The 18991-nt window shown below is 71.2% G+C and carries 18 protein-coding genes; 14 read left to right on the forward strand and 4 right to left on the reverse strand.

Annotation, left to right across the window (positions count from 1 at the left end; translation table 11 throughout):
- Nucleotides 1–108: 108 nt before the first annotated feature.
- A complete protein-coding gene (locus ACIQAC_RS32895; RefSeq protein WP_402197603.1) occupies nt 109–1341 on the reverse strand; it encodes an MFS transporter in 1233 nt (410 codons plus the stop codon).
- Nucleotides 1342–1397: 56 nt separating this feature from the next.
- Here ACIQAC_RS32895 and ACIQAC_RS32900 point away from each other — a divergent pair, with 56 nt between their 5' ends.
- The 11 genes from ACIQAC_RS32900 (at nt 1398) to ACIQAC_RS32950 (ending at nt 13000) form a co-directional block, all read left to right on the forward strand.
- Nucleotides 1398–1961 (forward strand): TetR/AcrR family transcriptional regulator, encoded by a 564-nt coding sequence (locus ACIQAC_RS32900; protein WP_402197605.1) that lies wholly within the window; start codon nt 1398–1400, stop codon nt 1959–1961.
- A 111-nt stretch (nt 1962–2072) separates the two neighbouring features.
- Nucleotides 2073–2906 (forward strand): PIG-L family deacetylase, encoded by an 834-nt coding sequence (locus ACIQAC_RS32905; protein WP_402197608.1) that lies wholly within the window; start codon nt 2073–2075, stop codon nt 2904–2906.
- A 122-nt stretch (nt 2907–3028) separates the two neighbouring features.
- A complete protein-coding gene (gene paaK / locus ACIQAC_RS32910) occupies nt 3029–4330 on the forward strand; it encodes a phenylacetate--CoA ligase PaaK (protein WP_402197609.1) in 1302 nt (433 codons plus the stop codon).
- A 78-nt stretch (nt 4331–4408) separates the two neighbouring features.
- Entirely contained in the window at nt 4409–5557 is a 1149-nt protein-coding gene (locus ACIQAC_RS32915; protein WP_402197611.1) for a GAF domain-containing protein, read from the forward strand.
- Entirely contained in the window at nt 5554–6174 is a 621-nt protein-coding gene (locus ACIQAC_RS32920) for a response regulator (protein WP_402197612.1), read from the forward strand. The genes ACIQAC_RS32915 and ACIQAC_RS32920 overlap by 4 nt, the downstream gene beginning before the upstream one ends.
- 120 nt (nt 6175–6294) lie before the next feature.
- On the forward strand, nt 6295–7152 hold the full coding sequence (locus ACIQAC_RS32925) for an ABC transporter ATP-binding protein (protein WP_402197614.1): 858 nt from the start codon (nt 6295–6297) through the stop codon (nt 7150–7152).
- Nucleotides 7149–7913 carry an ABC transporter ATP-binding protein gene (locus tag ACIQAC_RS32930; protein ID WP_402197617.1) on the forward strand — a complete coding sequence of 255 codons (765 nt, stop codon included), beginning with the start codon at nt 7149–7151 and terminating at the stop codon, nt 7911–7913. The genes ACIQAC_RS32925 and ACIQAC_RS32930 overlap by 4 nt, the downstream gene beginning before the upstream one ends.
- A complete protein-coding gene (locus tag ACIQAC_RS32935) occupies nt 7910–8785 on the forward strand; it encodes a branched-chain amino acid ABC transporter permease (RefSeq protein ID WP_402197618.1) in 876 nt (291 codons plus the stop codon). Before ACIQAC_RS32930 ends, ACIQAC_RS32935 begins: the two co-directional genes overlap by 4 nt.
- Nucleotides 8778–9887, forward strand: coding sequence for a branched-chain amino acid ABC transporter permease (locus ACIQAC_RS32940; RefSeq protein ID WP_402197619.1), 1110 nt, complete (start codon nt 8778–8780; stop codon nt 9885–9887). Before ACIQAC_RS32935 ends, ACIQAC_RS32940 begins: the two co-directional genes overlap by 8 nt.
- The gene (locus ACIQAC_RS32945) at nt 9884–11131 is read left to right on the forward strand and encodes an ABC transporter substrate-binding protein (protein WP_402197622.1); all 1248 of its coding nucleotides are present in this window, start codon (nt 9884–9886) and stop codon (nt 11129–11131) included. The genes ACIQAC_RS32940 and ACIQAC_RS32945 overlap by 4 nt, the downstream gene beginning before the upstream one ends.
- 87 nt (nt 11132–11218) lie before the next feature.
- The gene (locus ACIQAC_RS32950; RefSeq protein ID WP_402197623.1) at nt 11219–13000 is read left to right on the forward strand and encodes a CocE/NonD family hydrolase; all 1782 of its coding nucleotides are present in this window, start codon (nt 11219–11221) and stop codon (nt 12998–13000) included.
- Between the two features lie 44 nt (nt 13001–13044).
- Here ACIQAC_RS32950 and ACIQAC_RS32955 read toward each other — a convergent pair whose 3' ends face one another.
- A complete protein-coding gene (locus ACIQAC_RS32955; RefSeq protein WP_402197625.1) occupies nt 13045–13947 on the reverse strand; it encodes a helix-turn-helix transcriptional regulator in 903 nt (300 codons plus the stop codon).
- Between the two features lie 139 nt (nt 13948–14086).
- Here ACIQAC_RS32955 and ACIQAC_RS32960 point away from each other — a divergent pair, with 139 nt between their 5' ends.
- Complete coding sequence (locus ACIQAC_RS32960; RefSeq protein WP_402197627.1) at nt 14087–14866, forward strand: NAD(P)H-dependent oxidoreductase; 780 nt, start codon at nt 14087–14089, stop codon at nt 14864–14866.
- A gap of 45 nt (nt 14867–14911) precedes the next feature.
- Here the strand turns inward: ACIQAC_RS32960 and ACIQAC_RS32965 are convergent, their stop codons facing one another.
- Together ACIQAC_RS32965 and ACIQAC_RS32970 are read right to left on the reverse strand one after the other, a co-directional pair.
- Entirely contained in the window at nt 14912–15268 is a 357-nt protein-coding gene (locus ACIQAC_RS32965; RefSeq protein WP_402197630.1) for a hypothetical protein, read from the reverse strand.
- Between the two features lie 152 nt (nt 15269–15420).
- Entirely contained in the window at nt 15421–16734 is a 1314-nt protein-coding gene (locus ACIQAC_RS32970; RefSeq protein WP_402197633.1) for a CARDB domain-containing protein, read from the reverse strand.
- A gap of 311 nt (nt 16735–17045) precedes the next feature.
- Between ACIQAC_RS32970 and ACIQAC_RS32975 the strand changes: the two genes are divergently transcribed.
- Both ACIQAC_RS32975 and ACIQAC_RS32980 read left to right on the forward strand, forming a co-directional pair.
- Entirely contained in the window at nt 17046–18251 is a 1206-nt protein-coding gene (locus ACIQAC_RS32975) for a cytochrome P450 (protein ID WP_402197634.1), read from the forward strand.
- Between the two features lie 82 nt (nt 18252–18333).
- Nucleotides 18334–18990, forward strand: coding sequence for a TetR/AcrR family transcriptional regulator (locus tag ACIQAC_RS32980; protein ID WP_402197636.1), 657 nt, complete (start codon nt 18334–18336; stop codon nt 18988–18990).
- Nucleotide 18991: the final 1 nt, after the last annotated feature.

Consider the following 18991-nt stretch of genomic DNA (forward strand, 5'->3'; position numbering starts at 1 on the left):
CCAGGGCGACGGTCTGTGCGGCAGGGTGCCCGCGTGGGCTGCTGCCGTTGGGCGGCCGGCACCCGCGGGCCGCCGATGCCGTGCCCCGGGTCGCGCCCCGGGGCACCTTCACCGACCCCGCCCCCGCCCTTGCCCCCGCCCCCGCCCCCGCCCCCGCCCCCGCCGCACAGTGCCCACATTGAGCAGCAGCGCCGCCAGGCTGACCCCCGCCGCCGCGAACCCCAGCCGGGCCGGGGTCAGTTGGTCCTGAAGCAGTCCGCCCAGGGCGCCGCCGAGCGCCACGCCCAGGTAGATCGCCGACGAGTTCAGCCCGAGCAGGACCGCCGCGGCGCCGGGCGCGTACGCCACGAACCGGCTCTGCTGCGGAACGACCGGAAGCGACACGCACACCCCCCACAGCACGGCCCAGACCGTCGCGGTCCCCAGCGAGCCGACCACCGCCGGACCGACGCACAGCAGCAGCGTCGCCGCGGCCAGCCCGGCGGACACGACCCACCACGGCGGGTACCGGTCGGCCAGCCGGCCGGCCAGGGTGTTGCCGATCATGTTGCCCACACCCCAGGCCAGCAGCACCACGGTCAGCGAGGTGACCGAGCCCGCGGTCGCGCCCTCCAGGGCGGGGCTGATGTAGGTGTACAGCAGATGGGTGCCGGCGAGGGTCAACGTCGTCACACCGAGCATCGCGAACACCCAGGGCCGGCGCAGCGGTTCGAGTCGCGCCCGCAGCCTGTCCGGCGGCAACGGGATCCGCGGCAGCGCGACCGCGACACCCGACGCCGCGACGACACCGAGCCCGGCGACCGCCCAGAGGGTGATCCGCCAGTCCGCGCCGCCGATCAAGGTTCCGGCCGGCAGTCCGAACGCGATGGCGAGTGTCAGTCCGCCCATGACGAACGCGAGCGCGCGACCGCGGCGTTGTGCCGGAGCGAGTGCCGTGGCGGCGCTGAACGCGGCGGCGCCGATCAGACCGGCGCCGGTCGCCGTGACGATCCGGGCGGCCAGCACCGTGCGGTAGTCGAGACCCAGGGCGGTGGCGGCGTTGCCGACCGTAAAGACGGCCAGGGCCAGCAGCAGGGCGGTTCGTCGGTCGAGCGCGCTGGTGAGCGCGCCCAGGACCGGCGCGGACACGGCGAACGCCAGCGCGAAGACGGTGACCAGCTGTCCGGCCGCCGGCACCCCGACGTCCAGGTCCGCGGCTATCTCCGGAAGCAGCCCCGCGATGACGAACCCGTCGGTCCCGACCGCGAACATGGCCACCGCGAGCGGCAGTAAGCGGGTGAACAGCGCGCCGCCGGTCCCCGCGGCGCCCGCTCGGCTTGGTAGAACGGTTGGTCTACTCATGGTTGAAGTAGATAGAATGGTCGTTCTACTGTCAAGGGAAGGGCGGGATCGAGCGCGTGACGACCAGACCCGGACCTCGCGAGCGGCTGCTCGAAGCGGCGCGTGACCTCACCTACCGCCGCGGTATGCACGTCGGCGTGGACGCCATCCTGAGCGCGGCCGACGTCGCCCGGCGCTCGCTCTACCAGCACTTCGGCGGCAAGGACGGCCTCGTCGCCGAGTCCCTGCGCTCCCCTGCCGCGCTGAACCGACTGCGCGAGGTGATGGACCGGGCCGGCGACGATCCCGCGGAGCGGGTGCTCGCCGCCTTCGACGACCTGGAGCGGATCACCACCGACCCGGAGTTCCACGGCTGCCGTTACACCGCGGCCGAACTGTCGCTCACCGATCCCGGACACCCCGCCCACGCCGTGGTCCGCGCGTACAAGGACGATCTCCGTGCGGTGTTCGCCGCGGAACTCACCCGCCTCGGCCACCCCGATCCGGTGGTGGGCGCGACCCAGCTGGTCGTCCTCGTCGACGGTGTGCTCGCCTACGCCGTGACCCGCCCCGACGCCCACCCGGCCCGGGCCGCACGGTCACTGGCCGAGCTCGTCGTCGGCCCGCCGCACCCGGCGTAGCCCGGGCACGGCACGCCGCGGGCCCTGCCGGGAACAGCAGGTCCGACCGGCGCTGTTGCACTGAACGGACATGTCTGCGCACGCGGACACATTTATGCAGGAGGACTTCTTATGGCCGACCGGCCCCTGACGCTGATGGCTGTGCACGCCCACCCCGACGACGAGGCCACCGGAACCGGAGGAGTCCTTGCCCAGTACGCGGCGGAAGGAGTCCGCACGGTTCTGGTGACCTGTACCGACGGCGGTTGCGGAGACGGACCGGGGGGTGTCAAGCCGGGCGACCCCGGGCACGACCCGACGGCCGTCGCCTCGATACGCCGCCAGGAACTCAAGGAGAGCTGCGAGGTCCTGCGGATCAGCGATCTGGAGATGCTCGACTACGCCGACTCCGGAATGATGGGCTGGCCCACCAACGACGCCCCCGGATCCTTCTGGCGGACCCCCGTGGAGGAGGGCGCCGCCCGCCTCGCGGAGCTGATGCGGCACTACGAGCCCGACGTGGTCGTCACCTACGACGAGAACGGCTTCTACGGTCACCCCGACCACATCCAGGCCCACCGCATCACGATGGCGGCGCTGGAGCTGACCGGGCTGACGCCGAAGGTGTACTGGACGACGATGCCCCACTCGGCCGTGCGGCGGTTCGGGGAGACCATGCGCGAGTTCGCCGAGGACGTGCCGGAGCCGGACCCCGCCGAGGACGACGCGATGGCCGGCATCGGGCTTCCCGACGACGAGGTCACCACGTGGGTGGACACCACCGCGTACAGCGGCCAGAAGTTCGACGCGCTGGCCGCACACGCCAGCCAGGGCGAGAACATCTTCTTCCTCAGGATGGGCAGGGAGCGGTTCGGCGAGCTGATGGGTGTGGAGACGTTCCTGCGGATCCGGGACACCACCGGGGCGGCCGTACCCGAGACCGACCTCTTCGCGGGACTGCGCTGACCCCTCGTCCGCGCCCCGGGCGGGGGTGAGCACCTCTCCACATGGGGGTTCTGGGACAGCCGCCGGGTGGCCCACCATGCGGCGGGTCGGGCGAGGTGCCCGTGCCCAGGAGGTGTGCAGGCGTGCAGCGATGGAGCCGTACCCAGACGTCGATTCCCACCCCGCGGCCGGAGGAGTTGCGTGCGCAGCAGCTGCAACGGCTGCGGTGGACGCTGCGGCACGCGTACGACCATGTCCCCTTCTACCGGAAGCGGTTCGACGACGCCGGGGTGCATCCCGAGGACTGCCGGGAGCTGGACGATCTGGCCGGCTTCCCGGTGACCACCAAGGAGGACCTGCGCGCGAACTATCCGTACGGGATGTTCGCCGTGCCGCGGGACCGGGTGCGGCGGGTGCACGCGTCCAGTGGCACCACCGGGCAGCCGACGGTGGTCGGTTACACGGAGGGGGACATCTCCGTGTGGGCCGACGTGATGGCCCGCTCGCTGCTCGCGGCGGGGGTGCGGCCCGGCGACACGGTCCATGTCGCCTACGGCTACGGGCTGTTCACGGGTGGGCTGGGCGCGCACTACGGGGCGGAACGGCTCGGCTGTACGGTCGTCCCCGCGTCCGGCGGGATGGGCGCGCGGCAGGTACGGCTGATCACCGATCTGCGGCCCGAGGTCATCATGGTCACGCCGTCCTATCTCCTGGCGCTGGCCGACGAGTTCGAGCGGGCCGGCATCGATCCGCGGACGAGCTCGCTCAAGGTGGGTGTCTTCGGCGCCGAGCCGTGGACCGAGGGGATGCGCGCCGAGATCGAGGAGCGGTTCGCCCTGGACGCCGTGGACATCTACGGGCTGTCCGAGGTGATCGGTCCCGGGGTGGCCCAGGAGAGCGTGACGACCAAGGACGGTCTGCACATCTGGGAGGACCACTTCTATCCGGAGATCGTGGACCCCGCCACCGCGGACGTACTACCGCCCGGCGACCACGGCGAGCTGCTGTTCACCTCGCTCACCAAGACCGCGATGCCCGTGATCCGCTACCGGACGCGTGATCTGAGCCGGCTGCTGCCCGGCACCGCCCACCCCGCCTTCCGCAGGATGGAGAAGGTCTCCGGACGTACCGACGACATGATCATCCTGCGGGGGGTCAACGTGTTCCCCTCGCAGATCGAGGAGGTTGTGCTCGCGACGGCCGGAGCGTCACCGCACTTCCGGATCGTCCTGACCTCCGCCGACCGTCTCGACCGGCTGACGGTGGAGGTGGAGGCACCCGCGGAGCTGCGGACGTCCGTCTCGCAGCACCTCACCGACCTGGCGAAACAGGACATCGGCGTCCGTGTGGACGTCGAGGTGGTGCCGCCCGGGTCGCTGGAGCGGTCGACCGGGAAACTGCGCCGGGTGGTCGACCTGCGCGAAGCACGGGCCAAAAGCGTCTGAAGATACCCGACAGACATCTCCAGAGATATCTCCACCTGGGGATGTCCCGGACCGCCACCCCTGTGTCACCCTGCCGCCATGAGGCAAGGGCCCGCCGAACGTGCCGTTGAGCAGATCAACGTGCTCGACGCGTTGCTGTGCGAGCGGGACGGTCTGCTCACGGTGATGGACCGGATCGTGGCGCTGCACGGCACCGCCCGGCTCATCCGGGCCACCACCGGTGTCGACTCCGGGTTCGTGGCCGATCTGGAGAGCCCCGGCCAGGCGGTGGTCCGGTGGATGTCGGGCACCAGAACGGACCTGCTGCAAGGTCTCACCGTCCCCGTCGGCCAGGGCATCGGCGGCCGGGCCATGGCACTCGGCCGGGCCGTGCGGGTGAGCGACTACGTCACCTCGCCCGAGATCACCCACCACTTCGACGCGCAGGTCCGCGGCGAGGGCCTCGGCGCGATGATCGCCGTACCCGTGATCAGTAAATCCCGGACGGTCGCGGTCGCCTACGCCGCGATGCGATCGGCGACCGACTTCGGCGACACGGCCGTACAGCGGATGGAAGGCATCGCGGAGCAGGCCGCGACGGCGCTGCGCGTCGCCGGTGTCGCCGAGTCCAAGGCGACCTCCGCGGTCACGGCGGAGCGGCAGCGGATGCAGAACGCGCTGCACGACTCGGTGGGGGCGCTGCTCTTCTCCATCGGGGTGCAGGTCCGGGATCTGCACCACGCCATCCACGACAATCCGGCGCTGGAGACCCGCCTGTCACGGCTGGAGTCCGACATCTCGGCGGCGTCCAGCGCGCTGCGGGAGTCACTGCTGGCCCTGTCGGACACCACACCGGAACGTGCGCTGCCGGTGGAACTCACCGCGTGCACAAGGTCCTTCGAAGCCCGTACCGGTGTGCCGGCCCGGTTCGTGGAACTCGGACAGGTCGCGCCGATGGACTCCGAGCGCACCGCACTGCTGCTCGCCGTGGTCAGGGAAGGACTGCTCAACGTCGAGAAGCACGCCCGGCCGCACTCGGTGATCGTCAGCCTCGGCCCGTGCGACGGCGGCGTCCAGCTGGTCGTCGCGGACGACGGCGGGGGCACTGCCGCGGCGGAGCCGAACGGCACGGGTATGGGCGTACGGTCGCTGGCCGAGCGCGCCGCGCGGATGGCGGGCCGGGTCAGCCTGGTGCGTGACGACGACGGCGGGTGCACCCTGCGCGCCTGGCTGCCGGATCCCGCGTGACCGGGTCCGTGCTGGTCGTGGACGACCACCCGGTGGTGCGGGACGGGGTGACCCTGCTGCTCCGCTCCGATCCGTCCCTGGTGTTCGTCGGCTCCGCCGAGTCCGGGCACGCGGCGATCGAGCGGGCGATGGAGCTGCGGCCCGATCTGGTGCTGCTCGATCTGCGGCTGCCGGACATGCTCGCGCCGGAGGTGGTGACCCGGCTGCGGCAGGTCCATCCGGCGGGAAAGATCGTGGTGTTCACCGCGCACGCGGACCACGGCGCGGTCATCGCCGCGATCGAGGCGGGCGCCGACGGCGGCCTCCTCAAGGACGTGGCCGGCACCGATCTGGTCAGCGCGCTGCGGCGGGTGCTGCGCGGCGAACGCGTGGTGGATCCGCGGATCTTCCCGGACGACTCACAGCGCTCCGACGCCCTGGCCCGCAGCGGTCTGACCCGGCGTGAGTACGAGGTGCTGCGCTTCGCCGCGCAGGGCAGGACCAACCCGGAGATCGCCGACGCGACCGGCCTCACCCGCAACACCGTGAAGACGTATCTCCAGTCCGCGCTGCACAAGCTCGGTGCGCGCAACCGGGTCGAGGCGATCAGCAAGGCCAGCGAGGCCGGACTGCTGTAACGACCGGGCAACCGGTACGGATCGCCGTATCCACCTCTCCACTTGGGGGTATGGCCCGCGCGGAGCCCTTCGCACAATACGGCCACCGGCAAAGTCGCCGGTTCGCAGCGGAGGCTCAGCGTGCTGACCATTCAAGGACTGTGTGTGCGGTACGGCCGGTCGGCCGCCGCGTTGCACGACATCCGATTCGATGTAGCGGACGACCAGATCCTCGCCCTGCTCGGGAACAACGGAGCGGGCAAGTCGACCGTGCTCCGGTCGATCTCCGCGACGCTGCGCCTGCACCGGGGCGCGGTCACCCAGGGCGAGATCCATTACGACGGCCGGCGGATCGACCGGCTCGATCCGGCCGCGATCGTGCGGATGGGCGTGGTCGGTGTTCCCGAGGGGCGCCAGGTGTTCGCCCGGATGACCGTCGAGGAGAACCTCCGGGCCGGCGGTGTCACCGTCGCCTCCGCCTCCGCACGCGCCGCGGCCAGGGACCGGGTGCTGGACATGTTCCCGGTGCTCGCGGAGCGCGCGAAGCAGCGGGCGGGGCTGCTGTCCGGCGGTGAACAGCAGATGCTCGCCATCGGCCGGGCCCTGATGTCCGGCCCTCGGCTGCTGCTGCTCGACGAGCCCTCGCTCGGTCTCGCCCCGAAGATGGTCGAGCGGATCGCGGCGACGATCCGGGAGATCCACGCCCAGGGCACCGCCGTGGTCCTCGTCGAGCAGAACGCCATGATGGCGCTGGGTGTCGCCGACCGGGTCGTCGCGCTCGACGTCGGAAAGGTGGCGCTGTCCGGCCCGGCGTCCGAGCTCTCCGGCAGCGAGGAACTGCGGCGGCTGTACCTCGGGGGCCACGCGGCGGACGGCCACACCGATGACACCGACACGGGTGGCGGCCGTACGGCGAAGGCGCCCGCACCGGACGGCCGACGCGCCCTCCCCACCTGGACCCCGCCCAAGGCGCGCTCGCTCGTGAGGTGGTCCCGGTGACCGAACTCCGCGTGGCCAATCTCGTCCTGCGCTTCGGCGGCCTGCGGGCCCTGGACGACGTGTCGTTCACCGTCACCAGAGGCAGCCTGCACGCACTGATCGGGCCCAACGGCGCCGGAAAGTCCAGCTGTTTCAACGTGATCGGCGGGCTCTACCGAGCCACGGAAGGCACGCTGACCTTCGACGGCAGCGACCTGCGGGCCCTGCGGCCCCATCAGCGGGCCGGACTCGGCATCGGCCGCGCCTTCCAGAACACCGCGCTCTCGGCCCACTCCACCGTGCTCGACAACGTGATGCTCGGGCGGCACTCCCTGACCCGCGGCGGATTCCTGTCCTGCGCCCTGAGGCTGACCGCCCGGCAGGAGCGGATACACACGGCGCGGGCGGCGGAGATCTGCGCGTTCCTCGGCCTCGGCGACCTCCTCGACGCACCCGTCGGCTCACTGCCGTACGGACAGGCGAAGCGGGTCGACATCGCCCGCGCGCTCGCGGTGGAGCCCTCGCTCCTGCTGCTCGACGAGCCCGCAGCCGGCATGAACACCGCCGAGACGGAGGAACTCGCCGGCACGATCCAGTCGGTCAACCACGGGCTCGGCATCTCGGTGCTCCTGGTCGAGCACGACATGAACCTCGTGATGGGCATCGCCGACCGGGTCACCGTCCTCGACTTCGGCCGGGTCATCGCCGACGGCACACCGTCCGAGGTCCAGAACGATCCCCAGGTCATCAAGGCCTATCTCGGTACGGAGGCTGTGGCGTGAACACATTCGTCCAACTGTCGGTCAACGGGATCGGCAAGGGCGCCGTGTTCGCCCTGCTCGCCCTGGGCTTCGTGGTCATCTTCAAGGCGACCGGCGTGGTCAACTTCGCCCACGGCTCGTTCGTGATGTTCGGCGGCTATCTGGTGGTGGCCACCCGCGACGAGGTCGGCTGGGTGGCGGCGGCCGCCATCGGCATCGTCTGCGCCGGGCTGCTCGCGGTGGGCCTGGAGCGGCTGATGTCGCTGTCCCGGCACGCCGATCCGTTCAGCCTCGCGCTGCTGACCATCGGCGCGGACGTGGTGATCACCGAGGAGATCGTGCGCCGGCTCGGCGTCTCCGTACCGTTCCTCGGCGAGGGCTGGGACTCCCACCCGGTCTCCGTCGGCGGCATCACCCTGTTCCGCACCCATCTGGTGGCCCTGGCGGTCGCGATCGTCCTGATCGGCGCGTTCTTCCTGGCCTTCCGCTACTCGACCTGGGGCATCCGCATCCGCGCCCAGGCCGAGAACCGCGAGGCCGCCGCGCTCGCCGGAATCCGCAGCTCGCAGGTGACCGCGGCGGCCTGGCTGGTGGCCGGTGTGCTGGCCGGCGTGGCGGTGCTGTTCATCGCCACGCAGGACTTCTCCGGTGCCGGCCTCTCACGCGGCACCCACTCGATCGCCCTCGCCGCCTTCCCCGCGGCGATCCTCGGCGGCCTCGACTCCACCGCGGGCGCGGTGGTGGGCGGACTGGTGGTCGGCCTGGTCGACGCGCTGTCCGCGCACTACATCTCGTTCGCCTTCGCCAAAAGCGCGGTGTTCCTGGTGATGCTCGTGGTCCTGGTCGTCCGCCCCGCAGGACTGTTCGGTACGAGGGAGACGGCCCGTGTCTAGGTTCCGCGTCCCCGCGTCCACGTTCCGGATGCCCGCGTCCCGACTGCGGACGGCCGGCTGGGCCGCGGCCCTTCTGCTGCTGCTCGTGCTGCCGCTCTACCTCACCGCGCCCTGGCTGAAAGCCGGACAGTTCATGATGGTGGGCGCGGTCGGCGCCATCGGACTGACCCTGCTGAGCGGTCAGGCCGGTCAGCTCTCCCTCGCCCACGCCTTCTTCGTACTCGCCGGAGCCACCTCCTACACGGTCCTCGCGGGCCCCTCCACCGGCGACCTCGCCGGGCTCGGCTGGGACCCGCTGCTCGCCCTGGTCGGCGCGGTCGTCATCACGGCGGCGCTGGGGCTGGCGTTCGCCCCCGTGGCGGGACGACTGCGCGGCATCTACCTCGGTGTCGCCTCGCTCTCCCTCGTGTTCCTCGGCCTGTACCTGGGCCAGGAGGTCTCCTCCTTCACCGGAGGCACGTCGACGGGCCGCCCGCCCGCCACCTTCGAACTCCTCGGGTTCTCCTTCTCCGACGAGGGGAATCTGGCGGTCGCGGGAGTACCTCTCGGCGAGACCGAGCGTGTCTGGTACCTCTTCCTCGCCCTCCTCGTCATCGCCTACGTCCTCGCCCGCGGAGCCGTCACCGGACGGGTCGGCCGGGCCTGGCGGGCGGTACGGGACAACGAGGCCTCCGCGGCGGCCATGGGCGTCGACGTGGGACGGGCGAAGGCCGGCGCGTTCGCGGTGTCCTCGGCGTACGCGGGTCTCGCCGGTGTGATGACCGTGCTGTGGTTCGACATCCTCAAGCCGGACGAGAGCGAGTTCGGCACCTACGGGATCAACATCTCCATCGCGTATCTCGCGATGGCCGTCATCGGCGGTCTCGGCTCCGTGCCGGGAGCGCTGGCCGGTGCCGTCCTGGTGAACGGCCTGCCGCAGATCCTCGCGCTGTACTCCGTGGATCTGGGCTGGTTCGCCGGCACGGAAGAAGGCGCGTTCACCCCGGTCCTCGTCGGTTCCTTCGTGTACGGAACGGCGATCGTCCTGATCGTGCTGTTCGCACCCGGCGGACTGGCCGCGATCGGCCGGGGGCTCACACAGTCCATAGGGAGACGAGCATGAAACGGTTCGCGGCGTGCTGCGCCTTGCTGGTCCTCGCCACCGCCTGTAGCACCAAGGCGGCCGACGAGGAGAACGGTTCGTCCGGGTCCGACGGGGTGCGGACCGGGGTCGGCGTGACGGACAAGACGATCACCCTTGGTGTGATGACGGACAAGACCGGGGTGTTCAAGAGCCTCGCGACCGCCATCACCCGCGGCAACGAACTGTGGGTGAAGGACCTCAACGCGGCGGGCGGGGTGTGCGGCCGCCAGGTGGAGCTGGAGGTCGTCGACCACGGCTACAAGGCCGACACCGCGAAGACCCTGTATCCGCAGCTGGAGCCGAAGGTGCTCGGCTTCCTCCAGCTCACCGGCTCCCCGATCGTGGCCGCCCTGGCCGGCGACGTGCAGTCCGACAAGGTCACCACCACCCCCGCCTCCTGGTCGTCCGAGCTGCTGAGCAACCCGTATGTCATGGTCGTCGGCACCACGTACGACATCGAGATGATCGACGGGCTGTCCTATCTCCAGAAGGAGGGCCTGATCAAGGACGGCGACACCGTCGGACACATCTACGTCGACGGCGAGTACGGCGCCAACGGGCTGCGTGGCGCCCGCTACTACGCGGAACAGCACAACCTGAACCTGCGTGACGTCAAGATCACGTCGACGGACACCGACCTGACGAACGTCGTGACGAGCCTCAAGGGCGACGGCGTCAAGGCGATCCTGCTCACCACCACACCGGGTCAGACCGGATCGGCGCTCGCCGCCAACAAGGCGCTGGGCCTGGACGTCCCGGTGCTCGCCAACAACCCGGCCTTCGACCCCGTACTGCACGAGGGCCCGGCCGCGAAGGCGCTGGACAAGCTGTATGTCGCCGCGAGCACCGTGCCGTACTCCGCCGACCTGCCCAAGGCCGAGGAGATCGCCACGGCCTACAAGGAGGCCGGGTACGCCGAGCCGCCCAACGCCGGTGTCCCGTACGGCTACGCGGTCGCCGAGGTGTGGGGCTCGATCCTGAAGACGGCCTGTGACAACAAGGACCTGACCCGCGACGGCATCCTCGCGGCGATGCAGCAGACCACCTCCGCCGACACCGGCGATCTCGTGGCCACCCTCGACTACTCCAAGCCGGGCGCCCCGGCCACCCGGCAGGTGTACATCGCCCGCCCGGACGCCGCGGCCGAGGGCGGACTCCGTTCCGCACAGCCCCTGTTCGAGGCGGACGAGGCGAAGACGTACAAGGCCCCGCACGAGAAGTAGTCACCCCCGCACACCGGCCGGCCCGTGAGCCGCGGGCCGGCCGGTCGCGCCTACGCGAAGAGAGGCAGGACTCTCGTGACACGTGCCATGAACACCGGAGGACAGCAACTGCCCCGTACCGTCTCCGTCCTGGCGGGCGCACTGTCGGCCCTGGTCCTGGTGGCCGCCGGACAGACGGCCACGACGGCCGCACCGGCGAGGACCACCCCGTGGCAGCCGCCCAAGGCCACGTACGGAGTGAGTGAGCCGGTCCCCATGACCGTCACCATGGACGACGGTGTGAAGATCGCGGTCGACGTCGTGTACCCGACGGACCCGGTGACCGGTGAGCGCGCCTCGGGCGACTTCCCCGTACTGCTGACCCAGAACCCGTACGGCAAGCAGCGCCGCGACCCCACCGACAACGGCACCTACTTCGTGCGGCGCGGCTATATCTTCGTGGCGTCGGCGGTACGCGGCACCGCGGCCTCCGGCGGCCAGGCCGACTGGTTCGGCGACCGGCAGGGGAAGGACGGCGCCAACCTGGTGAACTGGGCGGCCCGTTCACTGGAGGACAGCAACGGCAGGGTCGGTCTGGACGGCTGCTCCTACCTCGGGGTCAACCAGTGGTTCACCGCGGCGGCCGTCGGCAGGAAGTCACCGCTCAAGGCCATCGCCCCCTTCTGCACCGACTCGGACTTCTACAACGACCTCACGGCCAACGGCGGTATCCCCACCGACTTCGTCGCCTCCATCGGCCGGGGCCTGCCGCGCGGACCCGAGGACGACCCGGCGACGGACCCGCTGTCCGAGACGATCGCCCAGCAGGCGAACGGCGGCCCGCGCGCGTACAACAACGCGTACTGGCAGGACCTGAACGTGGAGCAGCTCATGCCGCGGATCGTCCGGAACGGGATTCCGGCCCTCTCCCAGGCAGGCTGGTACGACCTCTTCCCCGCCGGAAACCTCGGCGCGTACACGGCGGCCCAGAACGCCTACTTCGGCCGCCCGTTGACCGGTCCGATCACCCGCTCCGACGCCGTCACCGGCCGATACCAGGCAATCGTCGGACCGTGGACGCACGGTGAACACGTCGACGAGCCCACCCTCCAGTCGATCCGGCTGAGGTGGTTCGAGACCTGGCTCAAGAACGCGCCGACGGGCATGGCCGCCACCTCCACTCCCCTGCACCTGTTCGAGAACGGCGCGAACAGGTGGGTCGACAGCGCCGCGTGGCCCCTGTCGGCGGACACCCGCACCTACTACCTCGGCGCCGGTTCCCTCACGACGGCGAAGCCGGCGGGCCGGGGCCGGGACAGCCTCGCCTGGGCGGCGGCGACCCCCGGCAACACCCTCACCTACGACACGGCCCCGCTCACCGGACCGAGCCTGCTGAACGGACCGGCCGCCGTCACCGTCCACGCCGCGTCGACCACGGCCGAGACCCAGCTGTCGGCCACCCTCAGCATCGTCGCCCCCGACGGAACCGTCACCAAGCAGTCCGACGGTGTCCTCCTGGGCAGCGGCCGCGCCGTGGACCGCGGCGAAAGCTGGTACGGCGGCAACGGCGCCCTGCTCAAGCCGAGCCACCCCTTCACCAAGGCGTCCGGCCGGCCCGTCGTACCGGGGGCCACCACCCGCTACGACATCGCCCTGCTCCCCGGCTTCACCGAGATCCCGGCCGGCTACCGCATCCGGGTCGCCCTCACCAGCCGGACGCCGGCCGACTTCCACTACCCCGTGTCTCCGACCCCGCAGCAGCTCTCCGCGCTCGCGGGCGGCGTCTACACCATCGAACGGTCCGCGCGGGCTGCGTCCCACATCAACCTGCCACTGACGTCGACGCGCGCGGCCCACCCGAGCGCGCAGAACTGGGGGCCGGGGTCCTGAGACCGGCTCAGGTCCGGCCGCCCGGCGGGTAGTCGGCCGTCGAGTTACTCGCCCGCCTCAGGCCTGTCCGTGGGCCGAGTTCTCTCCGTGAGCCGAGCCCTCACCATGGGCCGAGCCTTCACCGTAGGCCGTCCGTCACCGCTGTCCGCGCCCAGGCCCGCCAGCAGGCGCAGCGCGTCCTCGGTGGGGCTGCCGGGCGCGGCGGACAGCACCAGCAGCTCCATGCCGGACTCGTCGGGCAGCGCGAAGTTCTCCTGGTGCAGTTCCAGCAGTCCGACCAGCGGGTGCCGGTACGCCTTGCGGCCGTGTGTGCGGGCGCGCACGTCCGCGCGGGCCCAGAGGCGGCGGAAACGCTCGCTGCCCATGGCCAGTTCACCGATGAGGGAGGCGAGGCGCGGATCCTCGGGGTACTTGCCGGCGGCCAGGCGCAGGTGTCCGACCACGTCGAGGGTGCATTTCTCCCAGTCCGCGTAGAGGCCGCGCTCGGCCTCCTCCAGGAAGATGTGCCGGGCGGAGTTCAGACCCGGCATCGGCCGCCCGTAGAGCAGCCCGGCAAGGCGGTTCCCGGCGAGAACGTCCAGGCGGTAGTCCAAGATCAGCGCGGGTGCGTCGGCGACCAGGTCGAGGACGCGCAGCAGCTCCGGCCGGACCCTGCTGCCCGGCGCCTTCGCGCGACGGCGGCGCTGCCGGGCGAGCCGGTACAGGTGCCCGCGTTCGGTCTCGTCGAGGCCGAGGACGCGGGCGAGCGCGTCGAGGACCTGCTCGGACGGCTGGGTCGCGCGGCCCTGCTCCAGACGGACGTAGTAGTCGACGCTGACTCCGGACAGGTGCGCGACCTCTTCGCGGCGCAGCCCTTCGACCCGGCGGCGGCTGTCGGTGGGGATGCCCACGGCCGCCGGGTCGACCCGGGACCGCCGGGTCCGGAGGAAGCCCGCAAGATCGTCCATGCCTCCCAGTATGGCCGCGGCGGCGCCCGTGAAGGTGGTCCTGCCAGTACCAGGAAGTCCCGTCCGACGGAAGAGGCGCCCCTGAACGCCGGGCGCCGCGACGCCCAGGATCGAGGGCATCCGATTCGAAGGAGTTCCCGTGAAGACGCTGATCGTCCACGCCCACCCGGAGCCGAAGTCGCTCAACAGCTCGCTGAAGAACCTCGCCGTGTCGACCTTGGAGAGCGCCGGGCACGAGGTACGGGTGAGCGATCTGTACGCGATGAACTGGAAGGCGGTCGTGGACGCCGCGGACTACGGTCCCAGCGCGTCACGTCCATTGAAGGTCGCCCTGGACTCGGGCCGGGCCTTCGACGCCGGGACACTCACCGCGGACGTCCGCGCCGAGCAGGAGAAGCTGCTGTGGGCCGACACGATCATCTTCCAGTTCCCGCTGTGGTGGTACACGATGCCGGCGATCCTCAAGGGCTGGGTGGACCGGGTGTTCACGTACCACTTCGCGTACGGCGTCGGCGAGCACAACGACACCCAGTACGGCGAGCGCTTCGGCGAAGGCACCCTCGCGGGCAGGAGGGCCCTGCTGTCGGTGACCACGGGCGGCCCGGAGTCGCACTACGCCGCTCGCGGGATCAACGGCCCCATCGACGACCTGCTGTTCCCGATCCACCACGGCATCCTCTACTACCCGGGCATCGAGGTGCTGCCGCCGTTTGTGCTGTACAGCACCGACCGCATGACCGAGGAGGACTACCCGGACGTCGCCAAGGCCTGGGAACAGCGCCTGCTCACGCTGGAGTCGACGGAACCGATCGCGTTCCGCCGCCAGAACTTCGGCGACTACGAGATCCCCGCACTGCATCTGAAGGAGGGGCTGGAGTCCGCGGGCCGCACGGGTTTTGGTCTGCACGTACGCAGCTGACCGTCCGCGGCGAGCAGGACGACCCGGAGCAGACGCCCGGCCCACTCAGTAGCCGGGCGGAACCCGGTCCTGCGGCCCCTCGGCCACCACCCCCGCGCCGTCCGTCCACTGGGCCCTCCCGGCCACCTCCGGGTCGGCCGTGTCCGAGACCAGCTCCGCGATGCGCAGCGTGCACTCCCACTCCGTCATCTTGCCCCTGATCACCACCAGGTACGACTCCTGGTCGGAGAGGCGGTACACGCGACGACGCTTCTCGATGAGGCTCCTGCTCGGCACATAGGTGTGGGCAGCGGCACGCAGCTCCTCCAGTGCCTGTTCCTTCGTGCCCCACCCGCTGCCGACGAACTCGGTCTTGTACGTCTCGCCGGCGCCGTACTGCACGATCACGGCCCAGTCACCCATGTCCACTCCCCCTCGATACCGCCGCCGGTAACCGACGCCCGGCGGGCTGCCCGCCTACGCTCTCCACATCATCTCGCGCCGTCCGGGCGCCGGGGTCACAAATCCCGGTCTCTGTCGGCCGCCGACCGCCGACCGGCGAGGGTCGAGGCCGGTCAACTGACCGTCAGGGCCGCCGTGTTGTTCGTGAGATCCGGGTCGAAGCCAAACGGGAACTGCCCGAACTCCCCGTACTCGGGGTGGATGCTCACGGCGCCGGTCGCGCCGGGCACAACGGTGTCGATCCGCAGGGAGAACGTGAACGTACGCCGGGTGTCCTCAAGGACCCAGTACGGCAGGGAGCAGTCGTAGCGCGGGGCGCCCGTCCTGTTCTCGTGGTAGCCGCCGGTGAGGGTGCGCGGGGTGCAGCCGGACGGGACACCGGTGACACGGGTGCCCTCGGGCACGATCAGCCGGACCTTGGCGACGGGGTCGCCGGATCCGAGGTTGCCGAGCCATGCGGGGCCGTTGTTCCTGAACGTGAGCTCGGCCGTGGCCGTCTCGCCCGGCGCGCCGGAGATGGTGTCGCCGCTGACGGAGAAGTCCGCGGAGCTGTCCGCGTTGACCGGGAGAACCGTGTAGTCGTTGGTGGAGTCGAGGTCCTGGGCTCCGTTGCCCGGCTCGACGTCGATGTCGAGGCGCTCGTTCAGGGCGTGCGGGGCGAGGCGCACGGTCAGGGGCTCGGGCAGTTGGAAGGAGTCGCCCGGTGCGAGGACCTGGTCAAACGCGCAGATCGCCTTGTTCGACGGCGCGTACTCGTCGCCGCTCGTGGTGGTGTAGGTGCAGGCGTCGTAGCGGGTGAGGTCCATCAGCCCGTACGAGGCGTACAGCTTGACGGTGAATCCGCTCGCGCTCTCGTTGCCCGTGTTGGTCACCTTGAACGGGATGGTCTTCTCGTCGCCGGGCCGGCCGTCCTCGATCCTGGCGATCGGCTCGATGGCGAGGTCGGGGCCCGCGCCGACGGTGAGCGTGGTGGTGAAGCCCTCGTCAGGTGCGGTGAGTGTGCCGTCGGGGCCGCCGGTGGCCGTCGCCCCGTAGGTGATCCTGCCCTGTGCGCCGGCCTCCGCGCCGTCGGCCGCGTGGACCGTCAGGAACACCTGGTCCTGGTAGTCGCCGCCGATCGTGGGGACCACGGGGATGTCACACACCGCGCTCGTGCCGCTGGGTGTGCAGTTGTCGGGCCAGGTCACGTCGGCGACCCCGGCGAGGCCGGAGACGTCGACGGTGAGCCTGCCGTCGGTCACCGTGAAGTTCCCGTTGTCGTGGTAGATGCCGATGCCCAGCGTGCGGGCCTGCGGCAGGCCGCCGTCGACGCCGAGCGGCAGTGTCTGCTCGTACGGCGTGTTGATCCACAGCTGATCGGTCTGCGGCGGCTCGTCGGCGCCGAACGCGGGCGCCGCAACGCCGACCGCGACCAACCCCGCTGCCACCGCCCCGGCGACGCCGGGTCTGAATCGTGTTGTACGTACGGCAGAGAAGAATCCCATTGCTGCCCCCCAGGGTGCGGTGATGCGACGGAAACACCGACAGACACGGCGCTCCGGAAAGATGATCACATGCCGGGGGGGCGGGCACAGGGGGTTTTCGGGCCCGGTGGCGGGCGCTGCGCGCCTGATGGACGGCGGGCGCCGTATGTCAGGCGATCCGGCCCGACGCCAAAACGTGGAGCACTCCCCGTTTCGTGTTACCGTCGCCCGACACCCAAACGGGGACCTGTCCCCACTTCTTTCGGGAGCTGTCGATGCGTACGCAGTACCCCACCGTCCAACTCGCCGACCTCACCGACGACTTCACCGTCGATCCCTACACCGCCTTCGCCGCGCTGCGTCGCCGGGGGCCGGTGCACCATGTGCGGTTCCCCACCGGGGACGAGTCGTGGCTGGTGGTCGGGTACGAGGAGGTGCGGTCCGCGTTCGCCGATCCGAGGCTGCGCAACGACGTGCGGCACTCCGCCGACTTCGAGGACGACGGGCTGTACGCCGTGGGCCGCAACATGCTTCAGGTCGATCCGCCCGACCACACCCGTCTGCGGACGCTGGTGGCACGCGAGTTCACCGCCCGCCGGGTCCAGGCGCTGCGGCCCCGCGTCGAGGAAGCGGCCGGTGCGCTTCTGGACGCCGTGGCCGCCGACGGCCGTGCCGACCTTGTGGCCGCGTACGCCTATCCGCTGCCGCTCACGGTCATCTGCGAGCTGCTCGGTGTGCGGGACGTGGACCGGGCCTCCTTCCGGGCGTGGTCCACGCAGGTCCTCGCTCTCGACGATCCGGAGGAGTCCACGCGTGCCAGCCAGGAGATGGCCGTATATCTCGCGGGGCTCGTGCAGGAGAAACGGCGGATCCGGGACGCGGCGGAGAGCGACCTGCTGCACGCGCTGGTCCGCGCCCACGACGAGGAGGGCGCCGGCCGGCTCGCCCCGGAGGAACTGCTCGGCATGGCCTTCCTGTTGCTCGTCGCGGGGCACGAGACCACCGTCAACCTCATCGCCAACGCCGTCCACCTGCTCCTCGGCCACCCCGAGCAGCTTGCCGCACTCCGCGCCGACCCGGAGCTGCTGAAGGGCGCCGTGGAGGAGACGCTCCGCTTCGAATCGCCGGTGCCGGCCGGCACCTACCGCTACACCGCCGAACCGCTCACCCTCGGCGGCGCCCCGATCCCCGCCGGCGCGCGTGTGGTGCTCTCCCTCGCCGCCGCGCACCGCGACCCCGCGCGCTTCCCCGACCCCGAACGGTTCGACATACACCGCGACCCCACCACGACCCGGGCCCACCTCGCCTTCGGGCACGGCCTGCACCACTGCCTGGGCGCCCCGCTGGCCCGCCTGGAGGCGGCGCTGGCCCTGCGTCTCCTGCTGGATCGCTTCCCCCGCCTCGCCCACGACGGTGACGGCACACCGCGGTGGCGCACCAGCCTCATGCGGGGCCTGCGAGAGCTGCCGGTGCGCTGGTAGCCGTCGGCCGCTCGGTCGTCGGTAGCATCCGTACCGGGGAGCGCTCTCCGGTACGGGGCACGACGACAACGAAGGAGAGGCCATGGGCGGGCACACGCCGACCGGTCGCCGCGACGCGCTGCGCAACCGGAAGCTGCTGGCGCGGACGGCCCGCGAGGTCTTCGCCGAGCAGGGGCTGGACGCTCCGCTCGACGTGATCGCCCGGCGCGCGGGGGTCGGCAACGCGACCCTCTACCGCCACTTTCCGACCCGCGCCGCACTCGTGGACGAGGTCTTCCGGGACGCGCTCACCGAGACCATGGCCGCCGGTGAGAGAGCACGCGGCTCCGAAGACCCGTGGAGCGGGCTGACCCAGTACCTGCACACCGTGTTCGCGACGCTCGCCGCGGACCGCGGCACCAACGACCTCATGACCACGGGCCTGGAAGACGTGACCTCCCTGGAGGCCATTCACGCCCACAACCGCGACACCGTCGCGGACCTGCTCCGGCGCGGCCAGGCCCAGGGCACCGTCCGCCCGGACCTCACCACCGAGGACGTCCTCCTCGCCCTCGCGGCGCTGGGCCGCGTCGTGCCCGCTCTGAGCACCGTCGCTCCGAACGCCTGGACCCGGCCACTGACCCTGCTCCTCGACGGCTTCCGCGCCCACCCGACCACGTCGGCCCTACAGGCACCGCCCCTGACCGCCGCCCGACTCGGCGACGTACTCATGGAACTCGGCCCGCACCGACGGCACTGAA

The sequence above is a fragment of the Streptomyces sp. NPDC088387 genome, from assembly GCF_044753385.1.
In the GTDB taxonomy this organism is placed as follows: Bacteria; Actinomycetota; Actinomycetes; order Streptomycetales; family Streptomycetaceae; genus Streptomyces.